Genomic DNA, 19,113 nt, shown 5'->3' with positions numbered 1-19,113 from the left:
GACGCCGTTGACGCCGGAGACCTGGAGGTTGACCACGCCGTCGGGGCCGACCCGCTGGGCGGGGGCGCCGGTGCCGTCGCGGGTGTCCAGGAAGCGGACCGGGGTGGTCGGGGAGAAGGTCGAGCCGGTGGCCGCGTCGGTGTAGTAGCCGTTGACGTCTGCGATCAGGTCGACGTCGCCCGCGCTGTTGCGCAGGTTCACCTTGCCGTTGACGACCGGCACCGTCACCAGGTTCGGGACGGTCTGTCCGGCCTGGTAGTTGAGGTTGGAGACGTTCGGCATCGGCTGGCCGTCGGGGTGGACGGTGATGTGGCCGGAGCCGGTGGGGCTGACGGCGGTGACGTTCATGACGACGGCGGTGACGCCGGTCGCCGGGACGCCGTTGACGCCGGAGACCTGGAGGTTGACCACGCCGTCGGGGCCGACCCGCTGGGCGGGGGCGCCGGTGCCGTCGCGGGTGTCCAGGAAGCGGGCCGGATCGATCGGGACGAACCGGCTCCTGGTCGGGGCGGTTGCGGCGGTGACGGTGAAGGCGTCGGGGAGCGAGACCCCGTACACGCCGTCGAGTTCGATGCCGTAACTTCCGGGCGCCAGACTCCTGGTGTCGAACAGAACGTCGAGCGCGGTGCCGTCGGCGTTCACGGAGAGCGTCTCCATGAAGGGTGTGCCGGAGGAGCCGCCGCCCACCAGTTTCGCCTTGTTGCCCAGGTGCAGGCCGGAGCCCCGGATGACGGCCTGGACCCTTGTCCCGGCGGCGCCGGTGGACGGGCTGACCGAGGCCAGGGTGGGCCGCGGCGCCGGCCGCGGGCAGGACGAGTCGCAGGTGCCCTGCATGCTGTATTCGACTGGCAGGGCCGAGGTGCCGGGCCCGACGACCAGGACGGCCTGGCCGGCGTCGCCGGAGTTCGTCGTCTGGCACCGGGTGCCGAACCCACTGGAGTTGACGCACTGGTGGCCGAGGTAGCCGCGGTCCCAGTGGGTGCCGCTCAGCAGGTTGATGACGGGCTGCTGGCTGTAGGGGGTGCTGCTGTTGCCGACGACGTTGAAGGACTGCGAGGGCTTCATGTCGACCACCGCGCAGTAACCGGTCGAGTCCTCGGTGAACACCCCGCTGCGCTGCGGGAAGCCGTCGACCGAGATCGGGTGGGCGGTGCACTCCGGTGCCCAGCCGTCGGCGGTGCCGACCTTCCAGGCGTCGACGCTGGTGTGCAGGGGCTTGTCCTGGTACCCGGCCGCGAACAGGACCATGGTGTACGACTTGGAGCCGGTGACCAGGCAGCTGGGTCCCCACTGGGTGCAGACGTTCTTCCCGCCGGCGTCGAGCACGGCGGCGAGCACCCCGGGGCCGTACGAGTTCCTGCCCGGCCGCGAGCCGATCCAGAACTTGTCCGTGGCCGCGCCGTCGACCCGGACGCACCGGGCGTCCAGGGCCGAGGTCAGGTCGAACCGGAGCGACGGGCCGCCGACCGTCGTCGAGGACGGGGTGAGGCACGGCGCGCCCGGCGAGACGTCACGCCGGGTGAGCTTGTAGGTGTCGGTCTCCCAGGTCCGGATCGGTATCAGCAGCGCGGTGTACGGGACGCCTGCGGTCATGGTGCAGGACTTGGCCGAGTTGCCGGAGGCGATGAACGAGCACGCCGCGCCGCCGGCGCCGTCCACGACCGTGATCTCGGCGTTCAGCTGGTTCTTGAGGTTGCCGTAGTCGATCACCTCGGACGTGGAGTGCTGGCCGGCCGGCAGGCTCAGGCAGACGGCCTCCTGCGAGCCCTGGGGCATCGGGACCTCGACGCCCCAGGTGCCGTCGAACCCGCTCTGCGGCCAGGCGGTGCAGCCGGCGGTCTCCTCGGTCCGGTGGACCACCAGTCCGTAGGCCTTGGACGGGGCGCCGGTCAGCACCACGCGGAACGGGGCGGTGCCGGTCAGTCGGCAGATGCCGGTCGTGGCGCCGATGTCGCACTGCTTGGCACCCGAGGCGTCGGTGACCCGCCCGCCGACCGCCGCGCCGTCGGCGGGCGGCCGGTTGATCAGGTAGACGCCCTTGCCGGAGGCGGTCGGCAGGGTGAGGCAGAGCTGCTGGCCCGGCCCGCCGAAGGTGCCGGTGGCCGGCCCGGCCGCCAGACCGGTGTCGTTGGTCGCGACGCAGCCCCGGGTCTCCTTGGCCGAGTGGAACGCCATGCCGAACGCGCCGACGGAGACCGCGTACGGGTCGACGGCCCAGGTGTAGTCACCCGGCGTCAGGTCGCAGGACCCCTGAGGGCAGAGCCCGCCCTGCGGGGCACCGTCGGCGGCGTACAGCCGGCCGGGGACGGAGCCGACGTTCTGGACGACCGTCCCGAAGTCGTAACGCGCGGACTCCGGCACGCGCAGCGTGTGGCAGCGGGTGACGGAGGTCGGGTCCGGGGAGACGCCGAACGCCTGGGGCTCGACCAGCGTGCAGCCCTCCGGGCGGGACAGCCGCGCCGCGAAGAAGTCGTACGTCAGGGCGGTGCCGTTGTAGCGCTGCGCGGTGATCCGGAACGGGGCGGTGCCGGTGAGGCGGCAGTCGGGGGTGCTCCACTTGTCGCAGACCGGGGTGCCCGTGGCGTCGTAGACGACGGTGTCGGCGCCCCGGAGGGTGGCACCGGTGCGGAGCATGTCGCCGGCGGCGAGGCCGTTCACCTGGTAGCAGTCACCGGCCGAGCCGAGGGCCAGGGAACCCTGGAACACGGTCGGGGCGCCGAGGGTGAGGTCGGCGGGGCCGATCGTCCGGCAGGCCGTGGTGGACTGCAGCGGCAGGTACGAGAGCGCGAGTTCGGTCGGCGAGCTACTGGCGGTGCGGACCTTCAGCGTGTACGTGCCGGCCCGGGTGGTGGCGCACCGCAGGGCCTGGCTGCTGCCCCAGCTCGGGCCGACCGGGTCGTCGCAGGTCACGGTGGTGCCGTCGGGGGCGACCACGGTCGGGGTGACGGACCCCTGGGCGGCGGCGATCTGCACGAGCAGCAGGTCCTTCTGCTGTGGCAGGTCGATGCCGAAGGTCACGGTCGCGCTCTGGTCGACGGTGCAGCTCGCCACGGTGTTGGGCTGCAGCGTCGTCGGGCACGGGCCGTCCGGCTCGGCCTGCCGCAGCTCGTGGGTGAGGGCCTCCTGGTCGGCCTTCCGGTCCGGCTCGGCGGCCGCGGCACCCGCGGTCGAGGCACCCACGGTCGGGCTCGGGTCGGGCTTGGCGGCCGGGTCTGCCGAAGTGCCCGCCTGCTGCGAGGCGCCCGCCTGCGGCGAAGCGGCAGGTGTCGGAGCCGCCGCCACGGCCCGGGCCGGTGCGGCCTGGCCCATCAGCGAGGCCACGACGGCCAACAGGAGGGCCCCGGAGGCGGCTGCGCGGCCGCCTCCCCCTCGCCTTCGTCGTACTCGACTGCCGATCGGCAGTACGTTCATCTGCTCCCCCCACCTTGGACGGGTCGTGCTCACGGAAACCACACATGTGGTCGAGCGGGCGGAGTCTAGCGGGGCGCATACGGACGGTGCCACGGAAATCCAGCCCGCCGGCCAGGCATCCGCACGGTCTCGTCCTCGACAGCGGGTAGGGCTGAACTCGATTGCTCTTCAACGTCCATGACATCGCGGCAGCCCTGCCGTACCGTCCCTCCACGTGACCCTCGATCAGGCGTACGTGAACCAGCTCTTCCTCCCGGAGACCTACGCGCACGGCGTTCCGTACGGGCTCCTGCGGCGGCTCCGCGAGTCCGCGCCGGTCTGGTGGGTCGAGGAGCCCCCGGTCGGCGGCTGGCCGGGCGGGCCGGGGTACTGGGCGGTGCTGCGGCACGCGGACGTGAAGCACGTGCTGCGCAGTCCCGGGCTGTTCTCCTCGCACCTGGGCGCCACCCAGATCCGCGATCCCGACTCGCCGGCGGATCTGGAGTTCGCCCGGGCGATGATGCTCAACCAGGATCCTCCGGACCACTCCCGGCTGCGCCGGATCGTCGCTGCGGCGTTCACTCCGCGTGCGCTGGCGGAGTTGGCGGAGGCGGTCGACGGCCGGGTGCGGGAGCTGGTGGAGGAGGTGCGGCCGGATGGTGGGGCGGACTTCGTCCGGCTCGCCGCGGACCTGCCGGTGTGGACGCTGGCCCGGGTGATGGGTGTGCCGGAGCAGGACCGGGGGCTGCTGCTGGACTGGGCGAACCGGGTGATCGGCTACCAGGACGCCGACTACGCCCACTCCAGCACCGTCGAGCCGGCCGTGCTCACCGACCTCGGCCGGGCCGCCCTGGCCGACCGCCCCACCACCTGGACCACCCCGGAGGGCCGCCCGGTCAACCCCCGGTCCCGCGCCGCGCTGGCGGACATGTTCGCCTACGCCCACGGCCTGGCCCGGCGGCCCGACCCGGGCGGACTGCTCTCCCGGATGCTCGACGCGGGGCTGACGGTCGAGGAGTTCGAGACGATGTTCTTCCTCTTCGCGGTCGCTGGTAACGAGACCCTGCGCAACGGCCTGCCCGGCGGGCTGTATTCCCTCCTCACCCATGCCGACCAGTACCGCCTGCTGAGCCGACGGCCCGACCTGGCGGCTTCAGCGGTGGACGAGCTGCTGCGGTTCTGGCCGCCCGTACTGGACTTCCGGCGCACCGCCACGCGGGACGTCGTGCTCGGCGGGCAGCGGATCCGCCGCGGCGACAAGGTGGTTGTGTACCACGCCTCTGCCAACCGCGATGAATCGGTCTTCTCCGACCCGGACCGCCTGGACATTACTCGCACACCGAACGACCACGTCAGCTTCGGCTTCGGCCCGCATTTCTGCATGGGCGCACAGCTTGCCAAGATCCAGATGTCAGCCCTGATCCGGCGCGTCATCGCCGAGCTGCCCGACCTGGAGCTTGCTCCGGGCGCGGCGCCGATGCGGCTGGTATCCAACTTCCAGAACGGGCTGAAGAACCTGATCATCCGCTGGCGTTGAGGGGCGCCTTGAGGTGGTTCGATCCGTCGGGGTAGCCGTTCTCGCCATCGGGTAGCCGTAGCTCGCGCCGAGCCGGTCGCCGCCGCCCCATGCGTACGGCACCCCGATCTGCGCGGCCGGTCACCTCGGCGACCCGCCGCCCCGGCGCGGCGGTCGGCACGTGCGGCGCGGGGGCGTGCGGCGCTTTCGGGTTCGGCGTCTGCGCGTGCGGTGCGGGCTCCGCACTCGCGGCGGACCCGCCAGTGCGGGCGCCAGCCCCGCCCCCGAGGGCGATCCCCGGCATCCAGCCCGCCCCACGCCCGATCCCGCCTCGTGGTGCGGAAGTTGGGACTCCCTCATACGCCCTCCCGGCTTGTCGGCGTCTCGTCGGACCACCGGCATCCCGGTCCCGCACACCGGCCCGTCATCACCCGCGACGGCGAGTCGTGCACCGCATACGAAGCTGAACCCGTCCTGCGGACCGTCCCGTTCCTAGGGGAAAGGGCAGGGCCTGCGCGCTGCCTCCACCGCCGATTCCCTGGAGGACCGCAGTGCACCACCTCTCCCGCTCTTCCCGTGCTCCCCGCCCGGCGGCCAAGGCACTCGGCGCGGCCGCCTCGTTGAGCCTGGCGCTGACGCTCGTCCTGACCGCGTCCCCCGCCCTGGCCGCGCCGCCGGGCCCGACCGCGGATCCCGATCCCGTCCCCGGCCTGGTGGCGGGCGAGGACACCGCCACCCCGCAGCTGGTGACCGGGCTGTCCGAGGCGGCGCCCGGCGGTCCGGTCGAGGCGGCCCGCGCCCACCTCGCGGCCCACGTCGACCGGTACAGGATCGACCCGGGGCAGCTGACCGAACTCGCGGTCGAGAGCACGGCCGAGGGCCGGCACACCGTCAGGTTCCAGCAGTACCACGGCGGTGTACCGGTGCTCGGCGGGCAGTACCTGGTGCGCCTGGTCGGCGAGGGCGCCGATCAGCGGGTGGAGTCCGCCGGCGGCAAGTACTTCACCGGACTGACCGCGCCGACCACCTCCGCCGTACCGGCTGCGGCGCTGCGGGCAGCGGCGCTCGGCTCGCTCAAGGACCCGCGCACCCGGGCCGGGGCCACCGCGGAGGACCGCGGCCTGGTCGTCCTGCCGGGCGGCGCCGGGCGGCTCGCCCAGCACTTCACCGTGCGCACCACCGACCCGGCGACCGGCGGTCCGCTGATCCGCGAGGTCTACGTGGATGCCGCACTCGGTGTGGTCGCCCTCGCCCACAACGCCCCGGCGCCGTACCAGGTCGGCGCCGGAGCCGCCGGCGTCGCCGGTACCACGGCCGCTGCCACCGACGCCGCCCCTGGCGCAGCCGCTCCTGCCGCTGCTGATGCCGGGCCCTCGGGATCCGCCGCAGAGCCCGCCACCGGTACCGCCCCCAACCTCCGCGGCGGTACCGTCCCGGTGAACATCGCCCGTCAACCGGACGGGAGTTACCGGCTCGTCGACCTCACCCGGCCCACCACCATCAGCACATACGACGCGGCTGGGCAGGAGTTCTACCAGTTCATGGGCGGGCTGCCCGAGGGCAGCCTGCCGGTCGCCTCCCCGGGCCCGGACTTCCCAGCCTCGACCGGCGCCGGCGGCGCCACCGACGCCCACGTCAACGCCGCCGCCGTCTACGACTTCTACCGCAACCGGCTCGGCCGGGACAGCCTGGACGGCAAGGGCGGCCCGATCGTCTCCGTGGCGAACGCGAGCCACGACGGCAAGCCCTTCCCGAACGCCGCCTGGGACGGGGAGAAGATGGTCTACGGCAACGGCGACGACAAGCACCTCCCGTTCTCCGCGGCGCTCGACGTGGCCGGTCACGAGATGACGCACGGCGTCATCCAGCACACCGCCAACCTGGTCAACGCCGGGCAGTCCGGCGCGATGAACGAGGGGCTCGCCGACTACTTCGGCAACGCCATCGACGTGACCACCCGCGGCATCGCGATGGACGACCCGCGGGCCCCGCTGATGGGCGAGGCGCTCTGCCGCACCGGCACCCCGGAGGCCTGCGCCAACCGCCGGCTGGACGACCGCCGCACCACCGTGGACGACTACCTCGGCACCGGGCCCGACCTGGACAACGGCGGCGTGCACCTCAACTCCACCATCTTCAGCGGCGCGCTGTGGGACATCCGGCGCACCCTCGACCCGCTCACCGCCGACAAGCTGGTCTACCGCACGCTCACCGAGTACCTCACCCCGCTGGACGACTTCGTCGCCGGACGCAACGCGGTGCTCGCCGCCGGCCAGGCGCTCAAGCTCGGCAAGGCCGAACTGCGCAAGGTGGCAGCGGTGTTCGACGCGCACGGGATCAAGGCCGGCTGGCAGAGCCGGATCGCGACGGACAGCCACCCGCTGCTGCGCGACGCCACCGTCCTGACCGGACCGGCCGCGGCCGGCGGCCACTGGGTGATGGGCAACACCGAGAACAAGAACGGCCAGAGCACGACTGCTCTGTACACCGGCTCCACCACCGCCCCCGGCACCCCGACCCGGCTCAGCCCGGATGACGGGCGGATGCACAGCTGGGCCGCCACCGACGGCAAGTCCGCCGCCTGGCTGGCCATCGGGCCCGACGCCACCGGCACGTGGGGGACGGAGGTGCTGAGCAGCCCGCTGTCCGGCGGGCCGGTCCGCAGCGTGTTCCACTCGCCCAGCCAGTCGCCCACGAGCGTGCAGATATCCGGCGGGGACATCGCCTTCGTGGTGCGCGACAACAGCACCAACGTGGCCAGGGTCGTCCTCTCCCGCAACGGCGCCCCGCTGGTGGATCTCCCGCTGCCCGAGGGGCACTCCGTCGGCGGGCTCACGTTCAAGGACGGCCGGCTCGGCTGGATCGAGTCCTGGACGACCGGCGAGGCAGCCGTCCAGGCCCCGACGGTCTTCTCCCTCGCTACCGGTAAGGTCAGCGCGCAGTACCCGGTGAGCACCCCGAAGGGCGGCGCCGCGCCGTTCCTCGTGTCCCCGCGGCTCGCGGGCAGCCAGTTGCTCTGGCTGTCGCTCCCGGCCGACGACACCCAGGCGGCCAGCATCCGCTCCGGCGCAGTGGACGGCTCCGGAGCGACCGACCTCCTGCCCGCGGGCTCGAAGTACACCCCGGCGGATGTGGAACTCACCGCCTCCGACCAGGCGGTCACCTTCCTGAACCGCAGCCCCAAGCCGAGCAGCGGCTGGTCGAACGCCGCGCTCCCCAAGCTGTACCAGCTGCCGGTCACCGGCGGCACTCCCGTACGGGTCTCCTGCAACCGGGGCAGCCAGCAGCAGGCCGCCGCCGACCAGGGCAGGGGCGTGGTCTGGCTGGACGCCACCCTCGGCCGCACCGACGTCGTGGCCCGCGACCGCCCGGCTGGCTCCTGCTGATCCGGCCGTGGCCGGCGCCCGCGACGGCGGCATCCGCCGCGAGTGCGGGCGCCGGCCACGCCCAGCGGTCACCCGCACGCGCCGCCGTTGGAACGACCGGAGATCCGCCCAGAGATCGTTTGACGCTCCTTCGGATGCCGCCAACGATGGGCGCAGAAGCTCGACCGAAGTCCCCTGGAGGCCCTCGCGTGCCGCCCACGCACGGCCGGCGGCTTCCTGCGCATCCACGCACAGCAGGTCACGCGGATCGGTGTTGCGGGCGACCTGGGACTTTCGGAGATGGAGATCGACTTCCTGCACGGCAAACGGCCCTCCTCGAACCGGCCCCGTCTGGGGTTGGGGGGACATGTTTGCGTGTTTTCCCGGCCGTCGCTGGTAACGAGACCCTGCGCAACGGCCTGCCCGGCGGGCTGTATTCCCTGCTGTCCCACGCCGAGCAGTGCCGCCTGCTGTGTCGACGGCCGGACCTGATCGCTCCGGCAGTGGACGAGCTGCTTCGGTTCTGGCCGCCAGTTGTCGAATTCCGACGTACCGCGACCAGGGACGTGGTGCTGGCCGGGACAGTACCGCGACCAGGGACGTGGTGCTGGCCGGGACAGAGATTCGCGGTGGCGACAAGGTGGTCGTGTATCACGCCTCCGCCAACCGGGATGAGTCGGTCTTCCCCGACCCGGACCGCCTGGACATCACCCGCGCGCCGAACGACCATGTCAGCTTCGGGTTCGGAGCACACTTCTGCGTGGGAGCACGACTCGCCAGGATCCAGATGTCGGCCTTGATCGGCCGGGTCGTCGCCGAGCTGCCCGGTCTGGAGCTTGCCTCGGACGCGCCGCCGAAACGGCTGGTCTCCAACTTCCAGAACGGCTTGAAGGAACTGCGCATCCGCTGGGGGTAGGCAGGCGCCTCACGGGTTCCGACCGGACTCGGCGAGGTGGGCGGCGGTGGGTTCGGCGCGCCGGATGGCGATGGCGGCGGCGTCGTCGTTGAGGTGGTGGCCGACGTGAGCGAGGAGGTCGCGGCGGATGTGGTTGACGAGTGCCTCGGGGGAGCATCTGGTCCAGTGGGCGGCGCGATCGGCGAGCGGGTAGAACTCGCCGGTGTCGTCGCGTGCCTCGGTGACCCCGTCGGTGTACAGCAGCAGGGTGTCGCCTCTTTCGAACGGGAAGTTGTCGTTCGGGTAGCTCCCGTCGCCGAGGTCGTTCACGCCGAGGGGTGGAGCGGCCGGCACGGAGTCGACGGGCAGTGCGCGGCCGTCGCGCAGCAGGAGGGGCGGCGGGTGTCCGCAGTTGGTCATGCGGGCGACGGGCTCGTCGTCGGGCAGGTCGAGGAGGATCGCGGTGATGAAGTGCTCGACGATGTCGCCGCCCTCCTGGGCGAAGTCGGTGAGGTAGCGCCCCACGTTGTGGTCGAGCGTGGACGCCAGGTCCGCCAGGGTGTCGTGCTGTGCGGCGATGAGGCGGAAGGCGCTGACCAGCAGGGCCGACTCGCCGACGGCGGCCAGGCCCTTGCCCCGGACGTCTCCGATGACCATGCGGGTTCCGTCCGCAGTACGGGTGGCGGTGTAGAGGTCGCCGCCGATCTGTGCCTCCTTCTCGGCGGCGAGGTACATCGTGGCGATCTGAAGCGGCCCGATCTGTTCGGGCAGCGGGCGCAGCAGGGCGCGCTGGGCGGCCTCGGCGACCGACTGGGCGCGGGCGAGCTGTCTGGCCCGGCGTTCGCGGATGGCGGTGAACATGACGATCAGGACGCACAGGACGGTCAGCGCGGCGATCTGCGCGATGTGGTTGCTGGTGGTGAAGCCGCCGTGGAGGAAGGCGATGAGGACCTGGGCGGCGATGGCCAGGGCCGAGACGAGGGCGGTCGGGCGGGAGCCGGCGAACGAGGGGGTGAGGGCGGGGGCGATCACCAGGAGCGGGCCGAGGTGGATGGTGGTGGGGGAGTGGAGATCGACCACGGTGATCGCCGAGATGAGGGCGAGCGGGATCAGCAGCAGCGCCCCGCTCTGGTGCCCGCGCTGCTGGAGGCGGGCCGCGCGTGCTCGGACTTCCATGTCCCCACTGTGCTCCTGGGCGTCGGCGAGCGCAGCGTGTCGCACCGTGCGTGGTGACCGACGTGCCGGCCGTAGCCGCTCCGGCGCCGCCCCGGGTCGCTCCGCTGCACCGGACTTCGGCGGCGTGGAGTGGTGAACTCGATGTCACCGGTATGCGACACGTGCCGCGTGTTCACCTGGCTGGACTCATGGTGTCACACCTCGGACATGTCCGAAATGACGGTCAGCAAGGCTGTCGTTACGTTCATCGCAGGTCGGTCACCCGGCCGACGTCCGTGAGGCAGAGAGACGGAGAGGTAGTGACATGCGCACGCGCACATTGGTTGTGGCCGCCGCCGGAGTAGGCGCGGCGGCCCTTGCAACCACCGGCATCACCTACGCCCTGACCACCGGATCCACCCCGGCGTCCCCGCCTGTCCAGCGGGTGGCCCAGCCTGCCCAACCAGCCGCCCCGGCGCCCCCGGCTGTCCAGCCGGCGGCCGAGCCCGTCGAGCAGGCCGCCCCGGCCGCGGCCGCCCCGGGCGGCGGCGGCGAAAGCGGGGAGCAGCACGAGGGCGGCGACCGCCATGACGGCGGACGCGGCCACGGCCACGAGGAAGCGGGAAGGATCTACTTCAACGAACGCACGTACTCCGCCGACGCGGAGGGATGCATCACCGCCGCCAGCGGGCTGGGCTCCACCAGCTTCAGCATTTTCAACGACAGTCGGAAGATCGTCGAGGTCTACCGCGGCTTCTCCTGTGACAACGGCGGTCCGGTCGCCACCGTGGGCCCGTACGGCGCCACCAATGGCGTCGTGACCCGTACCGCCCACGGGGGCGTGTACGGGGGCCTGTTCGGTGGCGGCGCGGTGGGCAGCTTCCGGGTGATCGGCGACCGCTACGAGTGGTGACGACGCCGCCCGGAGCACGGCCGGCTCCCGGCCCCGCCGAGAAGACCGCGAGTGCTCAGAGGACCGCGAGCGGATTGACCGGGGAGCCGGTGCCGCGGGGGATGTTCAGGGGCGCGGCGACGAAGAGGAACTCCCATCGTGAGGTGCGCGCGCACGCCTCGGCCAGTGGTTCCAGGTCCAGGTTGTCGATCAGCGGCAGGCCCAGGGCGGTGATGGCCAGCACGTGGACCGGCGAGTGGACGCCGGCGACGGGGCTCGGGCGTACGTCGCTGTCGCCGTCGCTGCCCAGTGCCGAGGCCTGTGACTCGCTCGGCACGCGCATCGCGCCGGGATGCAGGCCCGCGCTGAGGTCGTCCGGGTCCCACGCGCCCAGCCGCCGCCGTCGGGCGAGGTGGCCCGTGCGGACCAGGAGGATGTCCTGGGGGCGGAGCGGGCTGCCCTGTTCCTCGGCGCAGGCCAGCAGCTCCGGGCCGCCGATCGGCTCTCCCGGCTCCAGCCAGGCACGGCCACGCAGGCGCGGCACGTCCAGCAGGACTCCTCGCCCCACCAGTCCGGGCAGCAGGTCGGTCACCGCGCCGTAGGCCGCACCCTGTGAGGAGAACACCTCCCGCGCCCGCACTCCCGCGAAGAGCAGTCCGCCGTACGCGATGTGGCAGAGCGCGTCCAGGTGTGTCTGCGCCTTGCCGTGGTAGTCGGAGGCGATGAAGTCCCGGTGGACGGTCGGCTCGGGGGCCGTGACGTCCGCCAGTTCGGTCATCTGGTGCAGTGCCGGCCTGCGGTTGTCGGGCCCCGGCACGCTGTCCCACGGCCGCCCCATGGCGACGACCTCACCCGTGCGTACGAGTCCGGCGGCCGCCACCCGTCGCCGCCCTTCGACCGGCCCGGGGAGACGGTCGCGGCGCAGCTGTCGGAACAGCGCGTCGAACTCGTCGCGGGTCATCGCCGGTCCGTCGGCACTGGTCATGGCGCTCCTCAACCCGTCCCCCGCTCTGCCGATGATGCGGTGACGGCCGCAATACCGCCACCGTGCTCGGGGGGTGTGAGCGGTCAGGTGAAAAACACCGCATAACGGGCAGAGTCCTAATATTGCATTGAAGGGTGCAGGTCCGCGGAAATGCGAGCGCTGTGGCGGTCATGACGGCTTCGGACGAGGCAGGGATCGGCCCCGTGCGGGCCCGTGAGCGGTTCATGCTCGGTGAACCGGTCGAGGGTGGCGTGCGGAACCTGATCCTGAGTTCCTGGCAACGCTGCCAGTCGATGGAGATCTCCCCGGAAGGGTCCGAGCTCCCGTACCGGCCGGACATCGATCTGGACGGCCGGCTGGTCCACGCGGCCAGGCCCGTGCTGGACCGGCTGGCATCCAGGTTCGCCGGCAGCCGGATGAACGTGGCCCTGACCGACGGGGACGGGGCGGTGCTGCAGCGCCGTTTCGGCGAAGCGTCCATGAGCAGGCAGCTGCCCGCGATCCAGAGCGTCCCGGGTTTCGTGTTCGCCGAGCGGTACGGCGGGACCAACGGCATCGGGCTGGCGCTCACGGAACGGCGGCTCATCCACATCTCCGGCGCCGAGCACTTCGCCGAGCGCGGCCAGTCGAACGCCTGTACGGCGATTCCCGTCCGCGACCCCCTCAGCGGACGGATCGAGGGTGTCCTCTGCTTCGCCTATCCGCCCGCCTACGCGGACCCGCAGATGGAGGACCTGATCCGCAGGGCCGCCATCGCCATCGAGCGGCGCCTGCTGGCGCAGACCTCGGCGCGAGAGCGTACCCTGCTGCACGCGTACCTCGACTCCAGGCGCCGCGCCCAGGCCGACCAGGCGGCCGGGGACGGGCGCGTGGTCGGGATGGGCGAGCTGCCCCGGAGCGGGCTGGACCGGCACGACCAGATGCTGCTCGAACAGATGGCCACCGAGCTGATCTCCTCGGCCCGCCGCACCGCGGTCGAGGTGGTCCTCTCCCAGGGCCGGCGGGCCACCCTGCTGAGCCGTCCGGTGACCAGCCCGTCCGGGGTGGAGGGCTTCGTCATCGAGGCGATCCTGTACGGCGACTCGCAGCCCCGGCTCGTCGCCCCCGACCAGGCCGACCAGGTTGACCAGGTCGACCAGGTCGGTCGGCCGGTCGGCCTCCCGGCGCCCGCAACGACCACCGCCGTCCCACCGCTCCGGACCTCCACGGGGGCAGCGGATCTCGAGGCCGAGGCCCCGTCCGCCCCCGCGCGCGGCGCAGCCACCAGGCTGCTGCTGCTGGGTGAGCCGGGCGTGGGACAGTACGCCGTCGCGGCTCGCCGCCGCCTGGAGCTGCTGTCCGAGGCCAGCACCCGCATCGGTACCACCCTGAACGTGACCCGCACCGCCTGGGAACTCGCCGAGATGGCCGTCCCGCGACTGGCCGACTACGTCACCATCGACCTGCCGGAGACCGTCCTGCGCGGCGAGGAGCCCACCGACGCCGCCAACGAGCTGCACCGCACGGTGGTCCACGGCATCCGCACCGACTGCCCCTTCTACCCGGTCGGCGAACGGATCGACCTCAGCCCCACCACGCCCCACCGCCGCTGCCTGGCCGACGGGCAGGCGGTGCTGGAACCCGATCTGCGCACGGCCGCCGGCTGGGCCTCGCAGGACCCCGAGGCGGCCGACCGCCTCCTCGCGCACGACGTCCACTCCCTCATCGCCGTCCCGCTGCTGGCCCGCGGCGTCCTGCTGGGCATCGCCGGCTTCTACCGCGCCCGGAACCCCGCCCCCTACGGGGACGACGACCGTTCGCTGGCCCAGGAGCTGGCCACCCGCGCCGCCATCTGCATCGACAACGCCCGCCGCTACACCCGCGAACACGCCATGGTCCTGGCCCTGCAGCACAGCCTGCTCCCGCGCGGCCTGCCCGAGCAGAGCGCCATCGAGGTCGCCCACCGCTATCTGCCCGCCGAGTCCGGGGTGCGCGGGGACTGGTTCGACGTCATCCCCCTCTCCGGTGCCCGGGTCGCCCTGGTCGTCGGCGATGTCGTCGGCCGCGGGTTGCACGCCGCCGCCACCATGGGCCGCCTGCGCACCGCCGTGCACAACTTCGCCGAACTGGACCTCTCGCCCGACGAGCTCCTCACCCACCTGGACAACCTCGTGGGGCGCCTGGACCGGGACGAGGACGGCGCGGAGCCCGCCGCCGGCAACGACGGCATCGTCGGCGCGTCCTGCGTGTACGCCGTCTACGACCCGACCTCGCAGCGCTGCACGCTGGCCCGCGCCGGTCACCCGCCACCCGCGGTGGTCCACCCGGACGGCACGGTCACCTTCCCCGACCTCCCCGCCGGGCCCCCGCTCGGCCTGGGCGGACTGCCGTTCGAAACCGCCGAGCTGCACCTCCCCGAAGGCAGCCAGCTGGTCCTCTACTCCGACGGACTCCTCGAAGACCACCGCCGCGACCCCGACGCGGCCCTCGACCGCCTGCGCACCGCCCTGGCCCACCCGAACCGCTCACCCGAGGACACCTGTCGCACCGTCATGGAGGCCGTGGTACCCGAGCACCCGGCCGACGACGTCACGCTGCTCGTCGCCCGCACCCACGCCCTCGACCCCGGCCGGATCGCCACCTGGGACCTGCCCGCAGACCCGTCCCGCGTCGCCGACGTCCGCGCCGCCGCCGCCCGCCGCCTGGACGACTGGGGGCTGGACGAGGTCGCCTTCGTCACCGAACTGCTGCTCAGCGAGCTGGTCACCAACGCCATCCGGTACGGCACCGAGCCCATCCAGGTCCGTCTGATTCACGACCGCGCCCTGATCTGCGAGGTCTCCGACGGCAGCAGCACCGCCCCCCACCTGCGCCACGCGGCGACCACCGACGAGGGCGGCCGCGGCCTGTTCCTCGTCGCCCAGCTCACCCAGGCCTGGGGCACCCGCTACACGGCCAGGGGCAAGGTCATCTGGGCCGAATGCGGTCTGGAGGCGTCCGACGGCGCCCCCGACCTCTTCGAGAGCCACTTCTTCGAGAACCACTTCGCCGACATTCCCGAAATCGAATGACCCGCCCTCCGGACACCAACGGCCACCGTGGCGTGTCAACACCCCGGCGGCCGGGCCGAGCTGGTAGGAACGGTGGTCCATGCACGACACCCCCGACCCCCTGGCGGGCCCACCCGCGCGCCGCGACCCACTCGTCCGCATCCGCGGTCTCGGCAAGCGGTTCGGCGGCACTTCCGCGCTGGCCGGGATCGACCTCGACATCCATCGCGGCAGCATCCTGGCCCTGCTCGGTCCGAACGGCGCCGGCAAGTCCACCCTCATCAAGACGCTCGCCGGGATCCACCACGCGGACCAGGGCGAGGTGACGGTGGCCGGGCACCCGCTCGGCACCGAGGCCGCTGCTCGCCGCATGGCCTTCATCCACCAGGATCTCGGTCTCGTCGAGTGGATGACGGTCGCTGAGAACATCGCCCTGGTCGCCGGCTACCCGCGCCGTCACGGGCTGGTCTCCTGGCGGCGGACCCGGGAGCGCTGCGCCGACGCCCTCGCCCTGATCGCCGGGCACCTCGACGCCGACGCGCGAATTGCCGACCTCGCCCCCGCCGAGCGCTCGCTGGTCGCGATCGCCCGCGCGCTGGCGACGCGGGCGGAGCTCATCGTCCTGGACGAGCCGACCGCCAGCCTCCCCGCCGCGGACTGCACCCGGCTCTTCGCCGTCCTGCGCACCCTGCGCGACCGGGGGCACGGCATCGTCCACGTCACCCACCGGCTCGACGAGGTCTACCAGGTCGCCGACACCTTCGCCGTCCTGCGCGACGGCCGTCTGATCAGCTCCGGCCCGCTCGCCGGTCACAGCCGCCGGCGCCTGGTCCACGACATCGTGGGCCGCGAACCGGTCAGCCACCGGGCCGCCCCGGTCGCCCCCGCCGAGGGCCCGGTGGTGCTGAGCCTCGACGCGGTGCGGACCCCGAACGCCGGGCCGGTCAGCCTCGGGCTGCGCGCCGGCGAAATCCTCGGCATGGTGGGCCTCACCGGCGCCGGCCACTTCGACCTGGGCCGCGCCCTCGCCGGAGCCCGTCGGATCGTCGGCGGGCGGGCCCTGCTCGACGGCCGACCGTACACCCCGCACACGGTGGCCGGTGCCGTCGACTCCGGCGTCGGCCTGGTCGGCGGAAACCGCCAGGAGGATGGCTGCCTCGCCGAACTGACGGTCCGGGAGAACTTCCTGGCGAACCCCCGGGCGGGCGGCCGGTCGGCGCTGCACTGGATCAGTCCCCGGCGCGAGCGGGCCCAGGCCGCCGCGCTGATCGAGCGGTTCTCGGTGCACCCCCGCGACAGCGAGGTGCCGATCGCCACGTTGTCCGGCGGGAACCAGCAGAAGATCATGGTCGGCCGGTGGCTCCGGGTGCACCGGCGGCTGTTGATCCTCGAAGAACCGACCGCAAGCGTCGACGTCGGCGCCAAGGCCGAGCTCTACCGCCTGCTCGACCAGGCGCGGGCCGACGGCCTCGCGGCCCTGCTCATCTCCACCGACTTCGAGGAGGTCGCCACCGTGTGCCACCGGGCCCTGGTCTTCGTCCGCGGGGCCGTGACCGCTGAGCTGGCCGGTGCGGCCCTCACCGTCACCGAACTCACCTCCGCCGCCTCGGCCATGCCTCCCGTCACCGGCGGTGACGGCGACGGGTGTGCGACAGGCCGATGACCGCGCCCCCCTTCCGTCGATTCCGGCCGGGCCGCCGGCGCGGGCACCTGATCGGCGGCTACGGCCTGCCGGCCCTCGCCGCCCTGCTGTTCCTGGTCTTCTCCGTCGCGCTGCCGAACACCTTCCCCACCCGCGACAACGTCTCCTCGATCCTGTCCAACCAGTCGGTCCCCGCCATCCTCGCGCTCGGTGCGACGATCCCCATCGCCACCGGCAGATTCGACCTGTCCATCGGCTACGGCCTCGGCCTCGCGCACGTCGCGGTGCTGTGGCTCATCGTCGACGGCGACTGGCCCTGGCCGCTCGCCTGCCTGGCCGTGATCCTGGGCGGAGCGGCCTTCGGGGCCCTCAACGGTGTCATCGTCGAGTTCGGGCGGATCGACTCCTTCATCGCCACGCTCGGCACCGGCAGCGTCCTGTACGCCTTCACCGGCTGGATCACCGGTGGCGCCCGGGTCCTCCCCGGCGCGGGCGGTCTGCCGGTCGCCTTCACCGACCTCTACGACTCCACGTTCCTAGGACTGCCGGTGTCCGCCTCCTACGTGCTCGCGCTCGCGGCCGTCCTGTGGATGGTGCAGGAGCGGCTGCCGCTGGGCCGGTACCTGTACGTCATCGGCTCCAACCCGCGCGCCGCCGAACTCGTCGGAATCCCCGTCCGCCGCTACAGCGTCCATGCCTTCGCCGGATCGGGCCTGGTCGTCGGTTTCGCGGGGGTCCTGCTCGCCGCGCAGCAGCAGATCGGCAACCCGAGCGTCGGCCTGGAGTACCTGTTGCCGGCGTTCGTCGGCGCGCTGCTCGGCTCCACCGCGATCAAACCCGGACGCGCCAACAGCCTGGGCACCGTGGTCGCCGTCGCCGTCCTCGCCATCGGTCTGGCCGGAATCGGGCAGCTCGGCGCCGACTTCTGGGCCGTGCCGCTGTTCAACGGCGCGACGCTGCTCCTCGCCGTCGGCCTGGCCGGCTACTCCGCACGCCGCCGGCTGCGCGCCGGTGGCGCCGGGCCCCACGGTCCGCTCACGCCGCCGTCGACGGACGTGGCATCCTCCCGGGACACACCATGAGGCGCGGCGCCGCGACCGTGCTGGCAGCAGTCGTGCTGACAACGGCCGGCACCGCCCTGGCCGGCTGCCAGCGAGGCCTGTCGACCGGGGCCGGGGGCCCCGTCGCAGGGCCGTCGGGGGTCGGCTGCCCGACCACCCTGGCCCGGGCGAAGGTGGACGTCCAGCAGGCCGAGCAGGCCACCACCGCCTGGAGCGGCCCCACCAGCGGCCCCGGGGCGGTCCCCGGCAAGTCCATCGTCTACGTCGCCCAGACCATGACCAACCCCGGCGTGGCGGGCGTCGCCAGGGGTGTCACGGAGGCCGCGACGGTCATGGGCTGGAGCGTGCGGGTGATCGACGGGCAGGGCACGCCCGCCGGAATCCAGGCGGCGCTCGGCCAGGCGGTGAACCTCGGGCCCTCGGGCATCGTCATCGGTGGCTTCGACCCGGGCCTGACCTCGCAACAGGTCGCGCAGGCCGGCACGGCACACATCCCGCTCATCGGCTGGCACGCGGTCGCGGCTCCCGGGCCGAGCACGAACCCGCCGCTCTTCAGCAACATCACCACCGACGTCGGGGATGTCGCACGGCTCAGCGCGGACTGGGTCATCGCGGAGTCCAACGGCAACGCCGGAGCCGTCGTCTTCACCGACGACTCCGTTCCGTTCGCCAGGACCAAGTCCCAACTGATCAAGGACGAACTCGCCACCTGCCCCGGCGTGAGACTGCTGGCCTACGAGAACATCCCCATCCCGGACGCGACCAGCCGTACTCCCCAGGAGGTCTCCGCCCTCCTCGCCCGCTTCCAGGGCCAGTGGACGCACTCCGTCGCCATCAACGACCTGTACTTCGCCGACGCCGCGCCCGCCCTGCGCGCGGCCGGCAGACCAGGCGACGCAGCCCCGTACAACATCGGCGCGGGCGACGGTGACCCCTCGGCCTTCCAGCGCATCAACAGCAGACAGTTCCAGGCCGCCACCGTCCCCGAACCCCTCACCGCACAGGGCTGGCAGATCGTCGACGAGTTCAACCGCGCCTTCGCCGGCCAGCCCGCCAGCGGCTACGTCGCCCCGGTCCACATCGCCACGGCCGCCAACAGCGGCGGAGCGACCTCCTGGGACCCGTCGGGCTACCGCGAGGCGTACCGGACGATCTGGGGCAGGTAGCGAGGGGGCGGTGCCCG

General features: G+C 72.8%; 11 protein-coding genes. 8 read left to right on the top strand and 3 right to left on the bottom strand.

Annotated features, from left to right (window positions below):
- A partial coding sequence (locus ACGF13_RS27975; RefSeq protein ID WP_392880114.1) for a hypothetical protein occupies positions 1 to 3,321 on the bottom strand: 3,321 nt, incomplete at its 3' end.
- A gap of 304 nt (positions 3,322 to 3,625) precedes the next feature.
- Here ACGF13_RS27975 and ACGF13_RS27970 point away from each other — a divergent pair.
- The 3 genes from ACGF13_RS27970 to ACGF13_RS27960 all read left to right on the top strand — a co-directional run bounded on the left by ACGF13_RS27970 (position 3,626) and on the right by ACGF13_RS27960 (position 9,187).
- Positions 3,626 to 4,927 carry a cytochrome P450 gene (locus tag ACGF13_RS27970; protein WP_392880111.1) on the top strand — a complete coding sequence of 434 codons (1,302 nt, stop codon included), beginning with the start codon at positions 3,626 to 3,628 and terminating at the stop codon, positions 4,925 to 4,927.
- A gap of 530 nt (positions 4,928 to 5,457) precedes the next feature.
- The gene (locus ACGF13_RS27965) at positions 5,458 to 8,292 is read left to right on the top strand and encodes a M4 family metallopeptidase (protein WP_392880108.1); all 2,835 of its coding nucleotides are present in this window, start codon (positions 5,458 to 5,460) and stop codon (positions 8,290 to 8,292) included.
- Between the two features lie 580 nt (positions 8,293 to 8,872).
- Positions 8,873 to 9,187: a cytochrome P450 gene (locus ACGF13_RS27960; RefSeq protein WP_392880105.1), complete on the top strand. Its 315-nt coding sequence runs from the start codon at positions 8,873 to 8,875 to the stop codon at positions 9,185 to 9,187.
- 9 nt (positions 9,188 to 9,196) lie between these two features.
- Here the strand turns inward: ACGF13_RS27960 and ACGF13_RS27955 are convergent, their stop codons facing one another.
- Entirely contained in the window at positions 9,197 to 10,342 is a 1,146-nt protein-coding gene (locus tag ACGF13_RS27955; RefSeq protein ID WP_392880102.1) for a PP2C family protein-serine/threonine phosphatase, read from the bottom strand.
- A 304-nt stretch (positions 10,343 to 10,646) separates the two neighbouring features.
- On the opposite strand from ACGF13_RS27955, the gene ACGF13_RS27950 reads away from it, so the two are divergent.
- A complete protein-coding gene (locus ACGF13_RS27950) occupies positions 10,647 to 11,234 on the top strand; it encodes a hypothetical protein (RefSeq protein WP_392880099.1) in 588 nt (195 codons plus the stop codon).
- 55 nt (positions 11,235 to 11,289) lie between these two features.
- On the opposite strand, the gene ACGF13_RS27945 is transcribed toward ACGF13_RS27950, so the two are convergent.
- Positions 11,290 to 12,198, bottom strand: a complete 909-nt coding sequence (locus ACGF13_RS27945) for a cyclase family protein (RefSeq protein WP_392880096.1) — start codon at positions 12,196 to 12,198, stop codon at positions 11,290 to 11,292.
- A 170-nt stretch (positions 12,199 to 12,368) separates the two neighbouring features.
- On the opposite strand from ACGF13_RS27945, the gene ACGF13_RS27940 reads away from it, so the two are divergent.
- The 4 genes from ACGF13_RS27940 to ACGF13_RS27925 all read left to right on the top strand — a co-directional run bounded on the left by ACGF13_RS27940 (position 12,369) and on the right by ACGF13_RS27925 (position 19,096).
- Complete coding sequence (locus ACGF13_RS27940; RefSeq protein WP_392880094.1) at positions 12,369 to 15,248, top strand: SpoIIE family protein phosphatase; 2,880 nt, start codon at positions 12,369 to 12,371, stop codon at positions 15,246 to 15,248.
- Positions 15,249 to 15,327: 79 nt separating this feature from the next.
- Positions 15,328 to 16,890: a sugar ABC transporter ATP-binding protein gene (locus ACGF13_RS27935; RefSeq protein ID WP_392880092.1), complete on the top strand. Its 1,563-nt coding sequence runs from the start codon at positions 15,328 to 15,330 to the stop codon at positions 16,888 to 16,890.
- Positions 16,887 to 17,951 carry an ABC transporter permease gene (locus ACGF13_RS27930; protein WP_392880089.1) on the top strand — a complete coding sequence of 355 codons (1,065 nt, stop codon included), beginning with the start codon at positions 16,887 to 16,889 and terminating at the stop codon, positions 17,949 to 17,951. The genes ACGF13_RS27935 and ACGF13_RS27930 overlap by 4 nt, the downstream gene beginning before the upstream one ends.
- Positions 17,948 to 19,096 carry a substrate-binding domain-containing protein gene (locus ACGF13_RS27925; RefSeq protein ID WP_392880086.1) on the top strand — a complete coding sequence of 383 codons (1,149 nt, stop codon included), beginning with the start codon at positions 17,948 to 17,950 and terminating at the stop codon, positions 19,094 to 19,096. Before ACGF13_RS27930 ends, ACGF13_RS27925 begins: the two co-directional genes overlap by 4 nt.
- Positions 19,097 to 19,113: the final 17 nt, after the last annotated feature.

The organism is Kitasatospora sp. NPDC048286, assembly GCF_043201735.1.
GTDB lineage: Bacteria > Actinomycetota > Actinomycetes > Streptomycetales > Streptomycetaceae > Kitasatospora.
This window is presented reverse-complemented; position numbering and strand designations above follow the sequence as displayed.